The 17575-nt window shown below is 63.3% G+C and carries 10 protein-coding genes; 6 read left to right on the top strand and 4 right to left on the bottom strand.

Annotation, left to right across the window (positions count from 1 at the left end; genetic code table 11):
* The first annotated feature begins 129 nt into the window (after positions 1-129).
* The 5 genes from Q8O96_RS09980 (at position 130) to Q8O96_RS09960 (ending at position 12683) form a co-directional block, all read left to right on the top strand.
* Positions 130-1854: a ShlB/FhaC/HecB family hemolysin secretion/activation protein gene (locus tag Q8O96_RS09980; RefSeq protein ID WP_371826166.1), complete on the top strand. Its 1725-nt coding sequence runs from the start codon at positions 130-132 to the stop codon at positions 1852-1854.
* A gap of 101 nt (positions 1855-1955) precedes the next feature.
* Positions 1956-6914: a hemagglutinin repeat-containing protein gene (locus Q8O96_RS09975; RefSeq protein ID WP_305948726.1), complete on the top strand. Its 4959-nt coding sequence runs from the start codon at positions 1956-1958 to the stop codon at positions 6912-6914.
* Between the two features lie 249 nt (positions 6915-7163).
* The gene (locus Q8O96_RS09970) at positions 7164-7790 is read left to right on the top strand and encodes a response regulator transcription factor (RefSeq protein ID WP_102860916.1); all 627 of its coding nucleotides are present in this window, start codon (positions 7164-7166) and stop codon (positions 7788-7790) included.
* 43 nt (positions 7791-7833) lie between these two features.
* Positions 7834-9549: a response regulator gene (locus Q8O96_RS09965; protein ID WP_305948725.1), complete on the top strand. Its 1716-nt coding sequence runs from the start codon at positions 7834-7836 to the stop codon at positions 9547-9549.
* A gap of 185 nt (positions 9550-9734) precedes the next feature.
* A complete protein-coding gene (locus Q8O96_RS09960; protein ID WP_305948724.1) occupies positions 9735-12683 on the top strand; it encodes an HD domain-containing phosphohydrolase in 2949 nt (982 codons plus the stop codon).
* Positions 12684-12689: 6 nt separating this feature from the next.
* Here Q8O96_RS09960 and Q8O96_RS09955 read toward each other — a convergent pair whose 3' ends face one another.
* Positions 12690-13172, bottom strand: a complete 483-nt coding sequence (locus Q8O96_RS09955; protein ID WP_016965076.1) for a GAF domain-containing protein — start codon at positions 13170-13172, stop codon at positions 12690-12692.
* On the bottom strand, positions 13169-14059 hold the full coding sequence (locus Q8O96_RS09950; RefSeq protein ID WP_102860913.1) for an ATP-binding protein: 891 nt from the start codon (positions 14057-14059) through the stop codon (positions 13169-13171). The genes Q8O96_RS09955 and Q8O96_RS09950 overlap by 4 nt, the downstream gene beginning before the upstream one ends.
* Positions 14060-14224: 165 nt before the next feature.
* On the opposite strand from Q8O96_RS09950, the gene Q8O96_RS09945 reads away from it, so the two are divergent.
* Positions 14225-16546, top strand: a complete 2322-nt coding sequence (locus tag Q8O96_RS09945; RefSeq protein WP_102860912.1) for a response regulator — start codon at positions 14225-14227, stop codon at positions 16544-16546.
* Here the strand turns inward: Q8O96_RS09945 and Q8O96_RS09940 are convergent.
* Positions 16530-16991 (bottom strand): MarR family winged helix-turn-helix transcriptional regulator, encoded by a 462-nt coding sequence (locus Q8O96_RS09940; protein ID WP_305948723.1) that lies wholly within the window; start codon positions 16989-16991, stop codon positions 16530-16532. The genes Q8O96_RS09945 and Q8O96_RS09940 overlap by 17 nt on opposite strands.
* On the bottom strand, positions 16988-17473 hold the full coding sequence (locus Q8O96_RS09935; protein WP_102860910.1) for a glutathione peroxidase: 486 nt from the start codon (positions 17471-17473) through the stop codon (positions 16988-16990). The genes Q8O96_RS09940 and Q8O96_RS09935 overlap by 4 nt, the downstream gene beginning before the upstream one ends.
* Positions 17474-17575: the final 102 nt, after the last annotated feature.

The raw sequence follows: 17575 nt of genomic DNA, 5'->3' as shown, positions 1-17575 counted from the left end.
GCCAACGATATAGCAATCGACGGCACCTCATATTCACCGTGCAGAACTTAAAGCGACGTCACTAGTTGAGCCTCAACGATCGGCTTTTCTGTTGTTCGTCACTTGGTCTTTTTACAGTAAGGATGCCAAGTGCCCTATTCATCACGCACCGACCGCTCCCTTCTTGCCCACTCCGGCAGCTGGTGCCTGGGACTGGTACTGGGTCTGAGTTGCCTGGCCCCGGCCTTGGCCGACGATCTGCAACCGGGTCAGGAAGCCCTGCGCCTGCAGCAGCAACAGCAACGGGACCTGCAACAGTTGCAACTGGAGCAGCGCCAGCGGCAGATGCAGCGCGGCAGCTTCAGCAACACCCCGGCCACGCCCAACCTGCCGGAGCAGACCGCCAGCGACAGCCGCTGCTGGCCCTTAAGCGGCACCCGCATCGGCGGTGTCAGCCTGTTCGGCAAAACCCGGCTCAACGACGCCATCAAGCCGTACGTAGCGCCGTGCATGGGGGTCAATCAGATCAACCAGTTGCTGGCGGCCATCACTCGCCTCTATGTCGAGGCCGGCTACATTGCCAGCCGCCCGTACCTGGCCAGCACCCCGGCCGCCGGGCACAGCCTGGATATCCTGGTGGAGGAAGGCTACGTCGAAGCCATCGAACTGGCCGACCAGAGCCTGCCGGTGTCCCTGGGCGGGGCCTTCCCCGGCATGCTCGGCAAGCCGCTGAACCTGCGGGACCTGGAACAGGGCCTGGACCAGTTGAACCGCCTGCGCTCCCTGGACCTGACTGCCGACATCGCCCCAGGCAGCCAGCCCGGCGCCTCGCGGATCATCCTGCGTTCGCGCAGCAGCGCCGCGCGCTGGGGCCTCGGCCTGGGTGTGGATAACCTCGGCAGCGCCGGCACCGGGCGTGACCGCCAGTCGATCAACCTCAACCTCGACAGCCCGTTGCAGATCAACGACGCGCTGAACCTGAACTACAGCGACACCCTCAACCACGGCCCGCGCTACAGCCGCAGCAGCAGCCTGTTCTACTCGGTGCCCTACGGTTACTGGACCTACAGCCTGTTCGCCAGCCACGCCGAATACCGCGCCCCGCTGAAGCTGGCCCGCACCACCCTGTACAACAGCGGCCGCACCGACATGGTCAGCGGCCGCGCCGACCGGGTGCTGTGGCGCGATCAGAGCCACCAGCTCAGCGCCAACCTGCAACTGGCCTACAAGGACGTGGACAGCTACCTGCAAAAAGCCCACCTGCAGATCCAGAGCCCGACCCTGACCGTGGCCGAGGCCGGGCTCAACCTGTTCTGGCTCAACAGCGCGGTATGGAACCTGGATGTCAATTACGCCCAGGGCCTGACCTGGTTCGGCGCCGACCGTGACTCGCAGCAGGTGCAACGCAACCTGCCCCAGGCGCAGTTCCGCAAGTACCGCGCCGGCCTCAGCCAGTGGCGCAACGGCCAGCTGGGCGAGCAGCGCTGGCAGTGGCAGAGCCAGCTCTCGGCCCAATACAGCCCGGACCCGCTGCCGGCCATCGAACAACTGCTGGGCACCGATGACTCGGCCGTGCGCGGCTACCGCGTCAACAGTGCCTCCGGCGCCATCGGCGTGGTGTGGCGCAACACCCTGCGTCTGCCGCTCAACAGCGACCTGCCGGTCAAGATCACCCCACGCCTGGGCCTGGACAACGGCTGGATCAAGGCTGAGCACGGCGCCCAGAGCCGCCATCTCGGCGGTGCCAGCCTGGGCCTCAACCTGGCCTGGAAAAACCTCCAGGTCGACCTGGATTACCAACGCAGCCTCACCAACCCGCAGGGCTTTCGCACAGAACCGGAAGTCTGGCTGGCCAGGTTCAGCCTGCAGATTTGATCAACCGCCGATTAGCCTGAAACACCCGATGAACCTGAGCACAACGCGCCGTTGCACCCAAGAAAGCAACGCCCGGCTCACCCACTCAGCACGAGGTTCTCATGCCTGACAACACTCATAGATTCAACCTTTCACCCCAAGGCACATTGCGCTGGACCATCGCCGGCCTGCTGCTGGTGTCCCATCTGCCCCTGGCCCTGGCCGGCGGAATCACCGTGGTCGAAGGCCCCGGCGGCACCCCGCAACTGCAAAACCAGGGCGGCGTGCCCATCGTCAACATCGTCGCGCCCAATGCCGGAGGCCTGTCCCATAACCAGTTCCTGGACTACAACGTCGGGCAACAAGGCGTGGTCTTGAACAACGCCCTGCAGGCCGGGCAGTCGCAACTGGCCGGACAACTGGCGGCCAACGCACAACTCCAGGGCCAGGCGGCCAGCGTGATCCTCAACGAGGTGATCAGCCGCAACGCCTCGCAACTCAATGGCGCCCAGGAAATCTTCGGCCGCGCCGCCGACTTCGTGCTGGCCAACCCCAACGGCATCTCGGTCAATGGTGGCAGCTTCATCAACACCCCCAATGCCAGCCTGGTGGTGGGTCGCCCGGAACTCCAGGACGGCAAGCTGCAGGGACTCAACACCCAGGACGCTCGGGGCCAGTTGGATATCCACGGCGGCGGTCTGCGCAATGCCGAAGGCTCGATCAACCTGATCGCCCCACGCATCGACAGCAAGGGCAGCCTCGCCGCCCGGGACCAGTTGAACGTGACCGTGGGCCGCAATCAGCTCGACTACCCCAGCGGCAAGGTGCTGAAGGTCGACCCGAGCAGCCACACCCAGGACCAGCGCATCGATGCCAGCCTGTTCGGTGCCATGCAGGCCGGGCGGATCAACATCGTCAGCACCGCTGAAGGTGCCGGAGTCCGGGTGGGCGCCGTCCAGGTGGATGGCCGCGACGGAGTCAAGCTGAGCTCCGCCGGTGATCTGGACATCCGCGGCGAGGCCGTGGCCAACAGCCTCGACGCCACGCGCGCCGGCGTCCGCAGCCAGGGCGATATCGAACTGCACGGCGCCAAGGACCTGACCCTGGCCGCCACCGACGTCAGCGGCCGCAACGTCAAGCTCGATGCCGGGCGCAACCTGACCCTGAGCAGCATCGAAAGCCGCAAGCTCCAGGAAAAACGCCAACAGTGGGACAAGAGCACCATCGGCATCACCTGGGAGACCTACGACGCTACCCAGACCGATAGCGAAACACGCCAGCACGGTAACAAGGTGCTGGCCCAGCATGACGCCGAGCTGAAATCCGGCGCCAATACCCGGATCCAGGGCAGCAGCGTCGAAGCCGGCAATCGCCTGAGTGCCCGCAGCGGCGGCGACCTGCAACTGACTGCCGCCACCGAAACCCAGACCCAGCGCGACCAGGGCCAGCACCGCAAGCACCTGTGGAAAGAAAACTGGGACAACGCCAGCAGCCAGCAGCGCAGCGTCACCAGCCAGCTCAAGAGCGGCAAGCAACTGCAACTCGACAGCCAGCAGAATCTGCGCCTTGAGGGCGCCGAACTGCACAGCCAGGGCGACATCCAACTGGCCGCCAAGGACGTCGACATCAACAGCGCCAGCCGCCGGCAGAGCCAAAGCAACCAGCATTACTCCGGTGACCTGGTGGGCGGTGGTTTCTTCGGCAAGAACGCCGACGGCGACCAGGGCAAGACCGAGAACCAGGGCAGCAAGGTCATCGCCGACGGCAAGCTGATCGTGCGCGCCGACAGCGTACGCATCAGCGGCAGCCAGGCCCGGGGCGGCACCCAGGCCAGCGTTATCAGCGACAAGGGTTCATTGACCATCGACGGCGTGCAGAACACTTCTCACCGCAACAGCCACAGCAAGGACAGCAAGTTCTTCGGCATCACCAAGGATGAGAGCCGTCAGCAGCACAAGGACAGCACCACCGTCAGCAGCCAGGTGCGCTCGGACAGCAACCTCAAGTTGCAAAGTGCCGAGGACCTGACCATCAGCGGCTCCCAGGTGACCGCTGCGGGAGCACTGGACGCCAGCGCCAAGGGCACCGTCAAGGTCGCGGCCGCCGCAGACACCCAGCACGACAGCAGCAGCACCCAGAAGCGCGGCTTCGACGCCTACGCCAAGGAAAACGCCCCGGGCACCAGCCAGTACCGGGCCGGGGTGCGCTACCAGGATGAGCAGCGCAACGACAGCAGCGACAGCACCCGGCAACAGGCCTCCAGCCTCACTGGCGGCACCCTGGCGGTCACCGCCGGTGAAGACCTCAAGGTGCAAGGCAGCGACCTTGCGGCCACGGCCGGCGATGCCAGCCTGAGCGGCAAGAATGTGCAGTTGCTGGCGGCGGACAACACCACCGACAAGCACAGCGACAGCACCACCACCGGTGGCGGCTTCTACTACACCGGCGGCCTCGACCGCGCCGGCAATGGCCTGGAAGTGGCCCACACCAGCAGCCAGGACAGCAGCAGCAAGAGCACTGCCCAGACCAGCAACATCGCCGCCAGCGGCAACCTGACCATCAATGCCGGCAACCGCCTCACCACCGAAGGCGCCCAGGTCAAGGCCGGCGGTGCATTGCAGGTCAATGCAGCCGAGATCGACAACCAGGCCGCACACAACCGCGAAAGCAGCAGCCACAAGGAGAACAACTGGGCGGTGGATGTCGGCGCCAACGTCGAATACAAGGGCGTCACCCGCCCCATCGAAAAAGCCATCCAGGGTGTGGCCCAGCGCAAGTTCCACCAGCCTGGGGTACTCGATGCCCTGGAACAGCCCAATGTCGGGCTCGATGTGGATGTCAGCCACCAGAACCGCCAACGCAGCGAAAACGCCAGCACCGCTGTGGTCAGCCAGTTGAGCGGCGCCCAGGTCGCGGTCAAGGCCGATGGGCAACTCAAGGACCAGGGCACCCAGTACCGCGCCACCGACGGCGCCGTGCAGATCAGCGCCGGCAGCCTGGTGGCCAGTGCCGCCAGCAATACCCACAGCAGCAGCGAACAGGCCGTGGACGCCAAGGCCGGCGTACGGGTCTACACCAACACCGGTGAAGACCTGAACATCCGTGGCAGCGGTGCCGGTGGCAGCAGCAACGTCACCAGCAACTCCGAGAAGGCCCAGGTCGGCAGCTACGCCGGCAGCCAGGGCGTGGACATCAAGGTCGGTGGCGATGCCCGCTTCGAAGGCAGCCAGTTCAATGGCGGCCTGGGCGGCGTCAACATCAAGACCGACGGCAAGCTGGCACTCAATCAGGCCAATGATCGCCAGAGCAGCAGCAACTCCAGCCTGCGTGGCGATGCCTCCCTGACCCTGGGCACCACTCCAGGTAGCAGCGGCACCAACCTCAACGTCGGCGCCGGATTGCAACTGGACCACAAGAGCCTCGAGCAGCAGGACAGCCAGGCGCGGGTCGCCAGCATCCAGGGCCAGGGGCCGGTCAACCTCAAGAGTGCAAGCGACCTGACGCTGCAAGGCACACAGATCGGCAACGCCGCGCGTCCGGCCGGCGATATCACCCTGGACGCCGGCGGCAAGCTCGACCTGCAAGCCGCGGTGGACACCCACCACAGCCAGGGCAGCAACCTCGGTGGCGGCCTCACGGCCGGTGGCAGCAAGACCAGCAGCGAGCAGAGCAGCGGCAAGAGCGTCAACCTCAGCGCCAACTTCAACATCGGCCGGGTCAATGAAAACGACCAGAGCCAGCGCGGCGCCCAGCTCTACAGCCAGGGCCAGGTACGCCTGGCCAGCGCAGCCGAGGGCGACAGCGCCATTCACCTGCAAGGCACGCGCATCGACGCCGCCAAGGTGGTGCTGGATGCGGCCCAGGGCGGCATCTACCAGGAGTCGGCGCAGTCCACCCAGGCCCACAACAACTGGGGCCTGACCCTGGGCGCCGGTGGCAGCATGGGCAAGACCACCCTGGCCGATGCCAGTGAGCACGACACGCCGAAAGTCGATCGCGGGATCAATGCCCGGGCCAAGATCGACGTCGATCAGCGCCAGAACACGACTCAGCACAACAGCCTGATCAAGGCCGATCAGGTGACCCTCAACAGTGCCGGTAACGTGCATCTGGCCGGCGCCAACATCGACGCGCAACGCCTCGACGGTGCCATCGGTGGCAACCTCGACATCGAAAGCCGCCAGGATCGGCTGCGCAGCACCCAGGTCAATATCGACGCCAAGCTGGAAGTGGCGAAGAACCAGCCGGGGCTGGTGGACAAGCTGGCCAAGCCGGCCGGTCCGCTCAAGGACGACCTGAAGGCCAAGGCCGAGAAAGGTTTCGACAAACACCGCGAGAAGCTGGAAAACGCCGTCGACAAAGGGGTGGAAAAGGTCAGCTCGGCCAAGGACAGCGTGGTCGCCAAGGCCAGCGAAGCCAAGGAGCGCCTGGGGGAGAAACTCAGCCGCAGCGGCAGCTACGACGTCAACCCCGAACCCCGCGGCGCTATTGGCAACGGCGTGGACAAGGCCAAGAACTACCTGGCCGACAAGGCCGACGCCGTGGGCAATCGTCTCTCCAGCCTGAAAGAGCGCTTCTGGCCAAAAACCAGCGACAGCTATTCGGTCAGCGAGAAGAACACCGCCGGCAGCAAAGTGGCCAATACCGCTGAAGGCGTGCTGTTTGGCGACAAGAGCGGTCAGACCTCCTATACCCCGACCTTGAACCTGAACGTCAGCCACGAGAGCAAGAACCGCGTGGAACAGGCCTCGGGGATCAGTACCCAGCAGGGCGTCAACCTGAAGGTCAGCGGCGAAACCCAGCTCACCGGTGCGCGCATCGGGGCCAGCGAGGGTCGCGTCGAACTGGGAGGTTCCAAGGTCAGCAAAACCGACCTGGCCGGCTCGGAACTGCGCGTGGACGTCGGCGCCAACCTGTCCAAGTCACCGGTCAACATTGCCACGGGCAGCGTGGCCGAATTGACCCGCAAACAGGATGACGCCACCCAGAAGGACCAGTTGTTCAACCTCGGCCCGCTGCGTGTCGGCGCCCACAGTGACAGCCAGCTGCTGCAAGCCGGTATCGATCAGAAAACGCCATGAGGCTCAGGCCGCCCTCCTCCCGGGGGGCGGCCTGCGATGGCATTCGCCAGCGACTTTTTACCGCCGTAGCCGGCGGCCCGATGCAGGTCAATCCCGCTTTAACTTCCCTTCTATGCCAACTGGCTGTAATACCTCCCCTTATTCGCTGTAGGACCCGTCTTAGATTGGGTTTTTCCACACTTTCACAGCTACTTCCATTCCATCAGCTGGGCTACTGTTCGAACTTCCATTTATCGGTAGGAGACCAGTATGGGCACAGTACTTATCGTTGATGATCACCCTGTCATACGCATGGCCATTCGTATTCTGCTGGAACACGAGGGTTATAGAGTCTTCGGGGAAACCGATAATGGAGTCGATGCCTTGCAAATGGTTCGTGAAGGCGAACCGGACCTGGTCATACTCGATATCTGCATCCCAAAACTCGACGGGTTGGAGCTGCTGGAACGCTTGAGCAACATGCCCAGGCCCTTGCGAATCCTGGTCCTCACCGCCCAGTCGGCGGCCTTGTTCGCCAATCGCTGCATGCGCGCCGGGGCCAGCGGCTATGTCTGCAAACAGGAAGACCTGAGTGAATTGCTCAGCGCCATCAAGGCCATCTGCAGTGGCTACAACTACTTTCCCAGCCAGGCGCTGCAAGTTGATCGAAGTGCTCTTGGTGAAACTTTGGAGTTGGCGCAATTCAACTCGTTGAATGATCGGGAGTTGATGGTTCTGAAGCTTTTTGCAATGGGCCAAACCAATAAGGAAATTGCTACGGGCATGTTTCTCAGCAACAAGACTGTCAGTACTTACAAGAAGCGCATCATGCAAAAACTCGCCACCACCTCCATGAATGAACTGGTGGACATGGCCAAGCGCAATGAACTGATATGAAGCGCCAGCTCCTCATGCCCTGGCCCCGTCGAGCGCCGCGGCGATGATCGAGGTCCTGCTCTCGCCATCCGGCGTTATCACGCTGCTGGTCCTGCTGCTGGCGTCATGGCTGAACCAGGCGCGACTCTACCGACAACGGCACAGTCTTCGGCAGCAATCCGGGAGGCTGGAACAATCGGTGGCGGCACTGGAAACCGGCAAGCGCCAAGCCGAAGAAGCCGACCGGTGCAAAATCCAGTTCCTGGGCTGCATGAGCCATGAAATCCGTACTCCGCTGAACGCCTTCATCGGCCTACTGGAACTGATCCTGCAACGAACCAGGGACCATCCACAAAACCACGCCTCCCTGGAACTGGCCCTGGGCGCCGCCAGGGATTTGCGCGAGTTGCTCGGGGACCTGCTGGACATCAGCCGGCTCGAATCCGGCCACCTGCAACTGAACCCGACTTGGAGCAACCTGCGGGGCAGCGTCGACGGGGTGATGGGGATGTTCCAGGCGTTGGCCCGGCAGAAGAACCTGGACCTCAGCCTTGAGTTCAAGGCCCCTGAGCCAGAGCCCCTGGTGCTGCTTGACACCCTGCGTTTCAAGCAGGTGCTGGCAAATCTGCTGAGCAACGCAATCAAGTTCACCCACCAGGGTACGGTCCTGGTCAGATTGCAACTGCAACCCACGATGCGTAAGGGGCACTACAAGCTGCTACTGCAGGTGCTGGACACCGGCATAGGCATGCCCCGGGAGGAGCGGCAACGACTGTTGCAACCCTTTGCCCAGGTTGACCCGCACAGCCAGTCGCCACGGGACAGTACCGGGCTCGGGCTGCCCATCAGCCATCAGCTGTGCCAGCAGATGGGGGGCAAGCTGAGCCTGCACGGGCGCCGCGGCCCCGGCAGCGAAGTCCGGGTGGAGTTGCCCCTGGCCGGGCGGGAGGGGGCAGCCCGAGCCAGCCCGGCCCCTGTACCCCAGGCCAACCGCCTGCCTCTGGACATCCTGCTGGCGGACGACCACCGCGCCAGCCTGACACTGCTGCAGGAACAACTGGAGTACCTCGGGCACCGGGTCACCTGCGTGGGGGATGGGGTGCAGGCCTACGAGCAATGGCAAGAAGGCGATTTCGACTTGCTGATCGTCGATTGCAACATGCCCTTGATGAACGGCTATCAACTGGCCGAGACCATCCGCCGACATGAAGCGCTGCAGCAACGGCCGCCGGTGACACTCCTCGGTTGCAGCGCCAGCGACGATACCCAGACGATCCAGCGCTGCATGAATGCCGGCATGCACGACTGCCTGCTCAAACCCCTGGATCTGAACCTGCTGAGCCAGACACTGGAGACACTCAAGGCGCTGCCCAGGGCGGACAGTTTCAGCATATCGACCCTGCGCACCCTGACCCGCAACCAGCCACTGCTTGCCCTGCGCATGCTCAAGGCGCTCCTGCAGTGCTGTCGCGAGGACCGCCTCGCCCTGGGACTGATTCCGGCCGGCGATTCCCAAGCGTTGGCAGCCTTGGCACACAAGATCAAGGGTTCGGCGAAAATGCTCGGTGCTACCTCTTTGCTGGCCTGTTGCGAAGCCCTGGAGCGGGTCTGCCAGGACAACGCCGGGATCGAGGCCTGTCGCGCCGCAAGCAACGCCCTGGACCGGGCCCTGCTGCGCTTTACCCAATCCCTGCTGCAGCATCTGGACCAGCAATGGACACCGACTGCCACCTGCCCCGCCGTGGCCCCGGAGGCTTCGGACCTTGCGGATCCCCGATGATCAAGCCTCTTGCCAGGTATATATCAAAGGGCCAGTATTTCAGCGCAGTAGTCCACCTCCATGGGGTCCATGCCCATGGACTTCCCGACATCCTCAATCCCCAGGCAAAGCCAAGGCAGAGAATACCGGCCTTAACTATGCTTGGTTCCTGAGCCATGCCTGATGTGCCCTTGGAGAGAATTGGAATGCCGAGCACGCCACAACCGACACAACGCCGCTTTCCTCTTCATATCCATATCAGCGTGATGTTCACCCTGCTGCTGCTCCTGACTGGCGTGGTACTGGGCATCTACAACTACCAACAGACCACACGCATCATCCTGGGCAGCAGTGAAAAACTCTTCCAGCGCATCGAACAGGATGTGCGCAGCGACCTGAAATCCACCTATGACCCCATACGCCACCTGCTCAGCCTGCTGGCGGACAACCCGGCAGCCCAGGCTTCCAACCTGGAACAGCGTCTGGCGCTGCTCAAGCCGTTCAGCCAGTCGTTGCAGGACAACCCGAACCTGGCCTCGCTGTACCTGGGATATGCCAATGGCGACTTCTTCATGGTGCGTCCGCTGCGCAACGCCGAGATCAAGGACAAGCGCCATGCCCCGCCGGACAGCGCCTACGAAATCTGGAGCATCGAGCGCAATGCCAGCAACGGCCAGGTTCACTCACAGTCGCTGTTCTATGACGCCGGGTTGTCCCTGATCGACCGTCGGCACCACGCCGACGAGCGCTACGACCCAAGAACCCGTGACTGGTTCTCCAGCGCCCGGGGCGATGCCGACCAGATCACCACCCGGCCCTATGTGTTTTATTCCACCCTCAACGTCGGCACCACCCTGGCCCGGCGCAGCGGCAGAATGGCAGTGATCGGTGCCGATCTGACCCTCGAACAACTGTCATCGACCCTGGCCAAGAACCGGGTCACACCGGCCACCGAGGTGGCACTGCTGGATGACCAGGGCAACGTCGTGGCCTACCCCGACAGCCACAAGCTGCTGCTGGAACAGCGCAGCGCGCGCCTGATCAAGGGCAATGACCTGAACCCGATGCTCGATGCCCTGTTGCAGGGACAGACCGTTGACGGTCACTTGCAGGCCCTGGGACGCGACTGGATAGTCGCCAGCAGCCATATCGCCGAAGGCGGGCCCGGCGGACTGCGACTGGCATTGCTGGTGCCCGAGGACGAACTGCTGGTCGATGCCTACCGCCTGCGCTGGCAAGGGGCCTTGATCACGCTGACCACCCTGTTGCTGTGCCTGCCCCTGGGCTGGCTGATCTCGCGCATTCTGGTACGGCCACTGCACGCTCTGGTGCAGGAAGCGGACGCCATCCGCAGCTTCGATTTCGACTACCCGGTGTCGCGGCGCTCACCTGTGCTGGAGGTGGACCAACTGAGCCTGTCCATGGCCCGGATGAAAGATACCCTGGCCAGTTTTTTCGAGATCAACGCCAGCCTGTCCGCCGAAACCCGCTTCGATCCCCTGCTGCAACGGGTGCTGTTCGAGACCGTGAAGATCGCCCAGGCCCAGGCCGGGCTGATCTACCTCACGGAAAGCAAGGGTTCGCGCCTGCAACCCTATGGCCTGATCATCGATGGACAACTCCAGGACCTGCAGCGCTTCGATATCGCCACCAAAGACCTGACGGACCCGAGGCTCCCGGACTGGCTGCATCAATTGACCGACAACGACAACGTGGTCACTACCCTGGGCTTCGAACAGGCCGGCAGCCTGCAAAGCGTACTGCTGGCCCTGGACAGTCCCAGCTCCCATCTGGTGGGCATCCGCTTGCGCAATCGGCACAACGAAACGGTGGGCATGCTCCTACTGTTTCTGGTGGACAGCGGCACCGAGGCAGACCTGGAAAAACTCAGCCCGGACCGTATCGCCTTTATCCAGGCGGTGTCCGCCACTGCCGCGCTGTGCATCGAGAGCCAGCGCCTGCAGAACAAGCAAAAGCATCTGCTGGACGCCTTTATCCAGTTGCTGGCCGGGGCCATCGATGCCAAGAGTCCCTACACCGGCGGCCACTGCCAGCGCGTGCCGGCCCTGACCCTGATGCTGGCCGAAGCCGCTGCCGCCAGCCAGGACCCGAGGTTCGCCGCCTATCAACCCAGCGACGACGAGTGGGAAGCCTTGCATATCGCCGCCTGGCTGCATGACTGCGGCAAGGTCACGACCCCGGAATACGTGGTGGACAAAGCCACCAAGCTGGAAACCCTGAATGACCGGATTCATGAAATCCGCACCCGCTTCGAAGTGCTCAAGCGCGATGCCTGGATCGACTACTGGCGGGCCGTGGCCGAAGGGGCCGAGGCCACCGCCCAGGCCGCCGAGCGCGACGAGCACCTGCGGGCCCTGGACGAGGATTTCGCTTTTGTCGCGCACTGCAATCTGGGGGCCGAGTTCATGGCCGAGGCCGACCAGCAGCGCCTGCAGATCATCGCCCAGCGCACCTGGAGCCGGACCCTGGACGATCGCCTGGGGGTTTCCTGGGAAGAGCTGCAGCGTCAGAACCGCACCCCGGCGCCCAGCCTGCCGGTGCAGGAGCATCTGCTGGCGGACAAGCCGGAACACCTGCTGGAACGCAGCGCCGTGGAGATCATGACCGCGGACAATCCCTGGGGCTTCAAGCTCCAGGTGCCAGCCCACAAGTACAACCGTGGCGAGCTGTACAACCTGAGCATCCCCCGAGGCACGCTGACCGCCGAGGAGCGCTATGTGATCAATCACCACATCGTGCAGACCATCATCATGCTCAACCACCTGCCCTTTCCCAGCCACTTGCAGAACGTGGCGGAGATCGCCGGCGGCCATCACGAGAAAATGGACGGCAGCGGCTACCCCAAACAGCTCAAGCGTGAACAGATGAGCCTGCCGGCGCGGATGATGGCGATTGCCGATATCTTCGAGGCACTGACCGCGGCAGACCGCCCCTACAAGAAGGGCAAGACCCTCAGCGAAGCGCTGAACATCATGGCCATGATGTGCCGCGACGCCCACATCGATCCCGAACTGTTCGAGCTGTTTCTTCAGGAGCAGATCTATCAGCGCTACGCCGAGCGCTTCCTGGTGCCACAGCAGATCGATGCCGTGGATCGTGACGCTCTGTTGAAAAAGGCAGGGTTGACCGCCTGATGGCGGTCAGCAGTCACTCAAGCGCAGGAAGATCGCCGCCAGTTGTTCGATCCCGGCCTGGTCCGCCGGGCTGAAGCGGGCCAGCTTCGGGCTGTCCAGGTCGAGCACGCCGATCAACCGGCCGTCCTTGACCAGGGGCACCACCAGCTCGCTGTTGGACGCGCTGTCACAGGCGATGTGTCCGGCAAAGGCATGCACATCCTCTACCCGTTGAGTCTGCAGGGTGGCCGCGGCGGTGCCGCAAACGCCACGACCGAAGGGTATCCGCACGCAGGCGATCTGGCCCTGGAACGGGCCGAGCACCAATTCCTGGTTGCGATTGAGGTAGAAGCCGGCCCAGTTCAGGTCATCGAGCTGGCTGAACAGGAACGCCGAGAACTGCGCGGCATTGGCGATGAAGTCACGCTCATCGGCCAACAGCGACTCCAGCTGGGCACACAGCAGCCCGTAGCCATCCAGGCCTTGGCCGGCACTTTGCAAATCGATCATGCTTTTTGCTCCAACAACTGCAAGCCCACCCAATAGCGGGCAAATTGATAGGCACATCGGCCGTTGCGGTTGCCCCGGCCCGTGGCCCAGCGTACCGCCAGAATGTCCAGCTCTTCAGTGCGCTGCCAGCTCAAGCCGGCCTTGCGCGCCAGTTCGCCGATCCAGTGTTCCACCACATTGAGAAAGTGTTCCTGAGTGAAGGGATAGAACGAGAGCCACAGGCCGAAGCGGTCCGACAGGGCGATCTTGTCTTCCACCGCTTCGCTGGGGTGCAGCTCGCCGTCGACGCGCTTCCAGTTCTCGTTGTCACTTTCCTTTTCCGGCACCAGGTGCCGGCGGTTCGAGGTGGCGTACAACAGCACGTTTTCCGGAGCCTGCTCCAGGGAACCGTCGAGTACGCTCTTGAGCACCCGGTAGTCGCCCTCGCCGGCCTCGAACGACAGGTCGTCGCAGAACAGCACGAAACGCTGGGGCAGCTTGACCAGTTGCTCCACCACCCGTGGCAGGTCCGCCAGGTGATCACGCTCGATCTCGATCAACCGCAGGCCGCCCTTGGCGTGCTCGGCCAGCAAGGCTCGCACCAGGGAGGATTTACCGGTGCCACGCGAGCCCCAGAGCAAGGCATGGTTGGCCGGCAGGCCGTCAAGAAACTGCTGGGTATTGCGCGCCAACTGCTCGCGCTGCTTGTCGACCCCGATCAGATCGCTCAGGCGCATGTCCAGGCTGACTTCCAGGGGCAGCAGGAAGCCACCGCGGCCTTCACGCTGCCAGCGGGCTGCCAGGCACTGATTCCAGTCGATGCTCTGGCGCAAGGCAGGTAGCAGCGGTTCGATTCGGGCCAGGACGGCATCGGCACGTTCAAGAAATGCATTCAATCGGGCATCCACGACTTTTCCTCAGGCACGTTCAAGGTAATGATGCGTCACACAGACCAAACGCCGTCCTGATCAAAGGGTCTATTGCCTTATCAGCTGCTGCCAGGCCAGGCCGGCAACCAAAGATGATCAGCTATGCTTGCGCAGCGAAGGGAAACGAAAGTGGTTCAGCCCCCCATGGATATCAAGTTCACCAATCGCCTGTCCTATAAACAGGCCCGGCTCACCGTGCTGGTGGGTTTCATTCTGGGGACCGCGCTCAGTCTGCTGCAAATCGGCATCGATTATGCCAGCGAAGATGCCTCCATCAATCGTGAAATTCAGTCACTGCTGGAAATCAGTCACAACCCGGCCTCACGCATTGCCTACAACATCGACTCCGAACTGGCCCAGGAACTGACCCTGGGTCTGCTGCGTTCCCCGGCGATCATTCGTGCGCAGCTCATCGACAACAACAATACCCTGCTGGCCAACGTCGAACGGCCCGCGCAACAGAGCCCCTACCGGGCCCTCAGCGACTTCCTGTTCGGTGCCGACCGGCAGTTCGAAAATCGCCTGTACCTCAGCCACCTGCCCGAGGAGTCCCTCGGTACGCTGCATCTGGACGTCGACACCTATGCCTTCGGCAGCCGCTTCCTGCGCCGCGCCGAGGTCACCCTGATCAACGGCTTCGCCCGTAGCCTGATCCTCACCGGGATTCTCCTGGCACTGTTCTATGTGATGCTGACCAAGCCTCTGGTGGGGGTGATCCGCGAGCTCAGCAGCCGTGACCCGCGCAGCCCGCAACAGACCAAACTGGAGTTTCCCCATGGCCACGAGAACGATGAAGTCGGGGTATTGGTCAAGGTGGCCAACCAGCAATTCGAGATCATGGCCACCGAGATCCAGCAACGACGCAATGCCGAGAACCGTCTGACCGAATACCTCGGGCAGCTGGAAAACATGGTCTCGGCACGCACCACCGAGCTCAAGGCCAGCAACGCCCGGCTCAGCCAGTCCAACGAGGAGCTGGAGATCGCCCGGCGCACTGCCCTGGACATGGCCCAGGCCCGCGCCGCATTCCTGGCCAACATGAGCCACGAGATCCGCACCCCGCTCAACGGCCTGCTGGGGATGATCGCCCTGTCCCTGGACAGCCCGCTGACCCCCGAACAGCGCCAGCAACTGTCTATCGCCCACGACTCCGGCAAAGTCCTGGTGGAGCTGCTCAACGATATTCTCGACATGTCCAAGTTCGACGCCGGGCAGTTGGAGCTGGAGCGCATCCCCTTCGACCTCGGGGTGCTGGTGGAAGACACCGCCAACCTGTTGTCGCAGAACGCGGCAGCCAGCGTGGAACTGGCCTGCCTGATCGCCCCGGACTTTCCGGCCCTGGTGCTGGGGGACCCGATGCGGGTACGACAGATCGTCAGCAACCTGCTGTCCAATGCCCTCAAGTTCACCCGCTTCGGCCGCGTCGATGTGCGCCTGAGCACCCAGGGCGACGGGGTGCGTATCGAAATCTGCGACACCGGGATCGGCATCGCCCAGGAAGCCCAGGTGCGGATCTTCCAGCCCTACACCCAGGCGGGCGCCGGTATCACCCGCCAATACGGCGGCACGGGGCTGGGGCTGGCCCTGACCTACAACCTCTGCGAGGCCATGAACGGGCGCTTGAGCATCAGCTCGGAAGTGGGCTTCGGCAGTCAGTTCTGCGCCGATCTGCCGCTGCCCTGCCACACCCCGGCCATTGCGCCGCCGGCGCTGTCCGGCAAGATCATCGCCATCACCGACGCCGGCAGCGGCCTGGCTGAACTGCTGGGTTCCCTGCTGCCGACCTGGGGGCTCGACTACCAGCGTTACGACATCGAGGACTCGCTGGCCGGGCGTGACCCCGACCTGCTGATCACGGATTGCCCGGAATGCCTGTTCGGCCTGCGCCCGGCCATTACCGCGCCGATCCTGCTGGTGACCGCCTATGGCAGCTTCCTGCCCAGCGAAGAGGCCAGCGCCCTGGCACCGCTGCAGCAACAGGCTCGCCCCCTGGCGCGCAATGCCTTGTATCAGACCCTGCGCCGCTCGTTGCTGGCGGAAACCATTACCCTCAATGACGCCCAACTGGAAATGCCGGCGCAGATCCGCCGGGCAGACATTCTGCTGGTGGAAGACAACCCGGTGAATCAACTGGTGGCCAAAGGCATGCTCAGCAAGCTCGGGTGTGCCGTGACCGTGGCCGTCCATGGCGCCGAGGCCCTCAACCAGCTGGAGCACAACCGCTTCGACCTGGTGCTGATGGACTGCAATATGCCGGTCATGGACGGTTATGAAGCCAGCCGACAGATCCGCCGCAGTGGGCGCTGGCCGGACTTGCCGATCATTGCCCTGACCGCCAACGCCATGCCCGAGGAACGCGAACGCTGCCGAGCGGCGGGCATGAGCGACTACCTGGCCAAGCCATTTCGCCGCGAGGAACTGATCGCCCTGCTGGATCTGTGGGTGCCCACTACGACAAGGCTCTGATCTGCTGCAGCAGGTGATCGAGGCCGTCGCGCAACTGGTCCAGGCTGTTGAGGTCAACGCCGCTCTCGCACAATAGCGCCGCTTTGAGCGACGGCACCTGATCGCGCAGCGCCAGGCCCGTTTCACTCAAGCTCAGGTGCACTTCCCGCTCATCACGTCCTGAGCGTTGGCGCTGCACCAGTTGCAGTTGTTCAAGACGCTTGAGCAATGGGGTCAGGGTGCCGGAGTCCAGGGACAGACGCTCCCCCAGCGCCTTCACCGTCGGCTGCGGCACAGGCACCGCATGCCACTCCCACAGCACCAGCATCACCAGGTACTGCGGATAGGTCAGGCCCAGGCGGTCGAGCATCGGCTTGTAGCCACGAACCACCGCCCGCGAGGCAGCGTACAGCTTGAAACACAGCTGGGAATCGAGTTTCAGTGAATCAGCCGACAGGTCGTTCATTTGAGCAGGGCTTCAATCTCGCGGCCGAGGTCCTGGGGCTTGGTGGTCGGCGCAAAACGCTTGACCAGCTTGCCGTCCTGGCCAATCAGGAACTTGGTGAAATTCCATTTGATGCCCTGGGAACCCAGGACCCCAGGCGCACGCTTCTTCAACTGGACGAACAACGGGTGAGCGGCGGCGCCATTGACTTCGATCTTCTTGAACAGCGGGAAGCTGACACCGTAGTTCAGCTCGCAGAACTCGGAAATCGCCCCTTCGTCACCCGGTTCCTGCTTGCCGAACTGGTTGCACGGAAACCCCAGTACCACCAGGCCCTGGTCCTTGTAGGTCTGCCACAACTCCTCCAATCCCTTGTACTGGGGCGTGAAGCCACATTTGCTGGCGGTGTTGACCACCAGCACGGCCTTGCCGGAGAAGTCTGCCAGGGTCTTGTGTTCACCCTTGATGGTGGTGCAGGGAATAGTCAGCAGCGAATCGGTCATGGCAGCAATTCCATTCAAGATAAGAGGCGGTAAAAATAGCGCTCAATTAAATTGCACGCAATTTAATTGAACAAAGGGCGACTCCAAAGAATCGCCCTGGTG

It is taken from the genome of Pseudomonas sp. LPH60, assembly GCF_030718165.1.
GTDB classification, from domain to species: Bacteria; Pseudomonadota; Gammaproteobacteria; order Pseudomonadales; family Pseudomonadaceae; genus Aquipseudomonas; species Aquipseudomonas danubii.
The sequence above is the reverse complement of the archived record's forward strand: the minus strand, read 5'-3'. Positions and strand labels throughout refer to the sequence as shown.

Excerpts from the sequence above, each read along its gene's own strand:
- Q8O96_RS09975 (WP_305948726.1), top strand. The coding sequence starts at position 1,956 with ATGCCTGACAACACTCATAGATTCAACCTTTCACCCCAAGGCACATTG.
- Q8O96_RS09970 (WP_102860916.1), top strand. The coding sequence starts at position 7,164 with ATGGGCACAGTACTTATCGTTGATGATCACCCTGTCATACGCATGGCC.
- Q8O96_RS09965 (WP_305948725.1), top strand. The coding sequence starts at position 7,834 with ATGATCGAGGTCCTGCTCTCGCCATCCGGCGTTATCACGCTGCTGGTC.
- Q8O96_RS09960 (WP_305948724.1), top strand. The coding sequence starts at position 9,735 with ATGCCGAGCACGCCACAACCGACACAACGCCGCTTTCCTCTTCATATC.
- Q8O96_RS09955 (WP_016965076.1), bottom strand. The coding sequence starts at position 13,172 with ATGATCGATTTGCAAAGTGCCGGCCAAGGCCTGGATGGCTACGGGCTG.
- Q8O96_RS09945 (WP_102860912.1), top strand. The coding sequence starts at position 14,225 with ATGGATATCAAGTTCACCAATCGCCTGTCCTATAAACAGGCCCGGCTC.
- Q8O96_RS09940 (WP_305948723.1), bottom strand. The coding sequence starts at position 16,991 with ATGAACGACCTGTCGGCTGATTCACTGAAACTCGATTCCCAGCTGTGT.
- Q8O96_RS09935 (WP_102860910.1), bottom strand. The coding sequence starts at position 17,473 with ATGACCGATTCGCTGCTGACTATTCCCTGCACCACCATCAAGGGTGAA.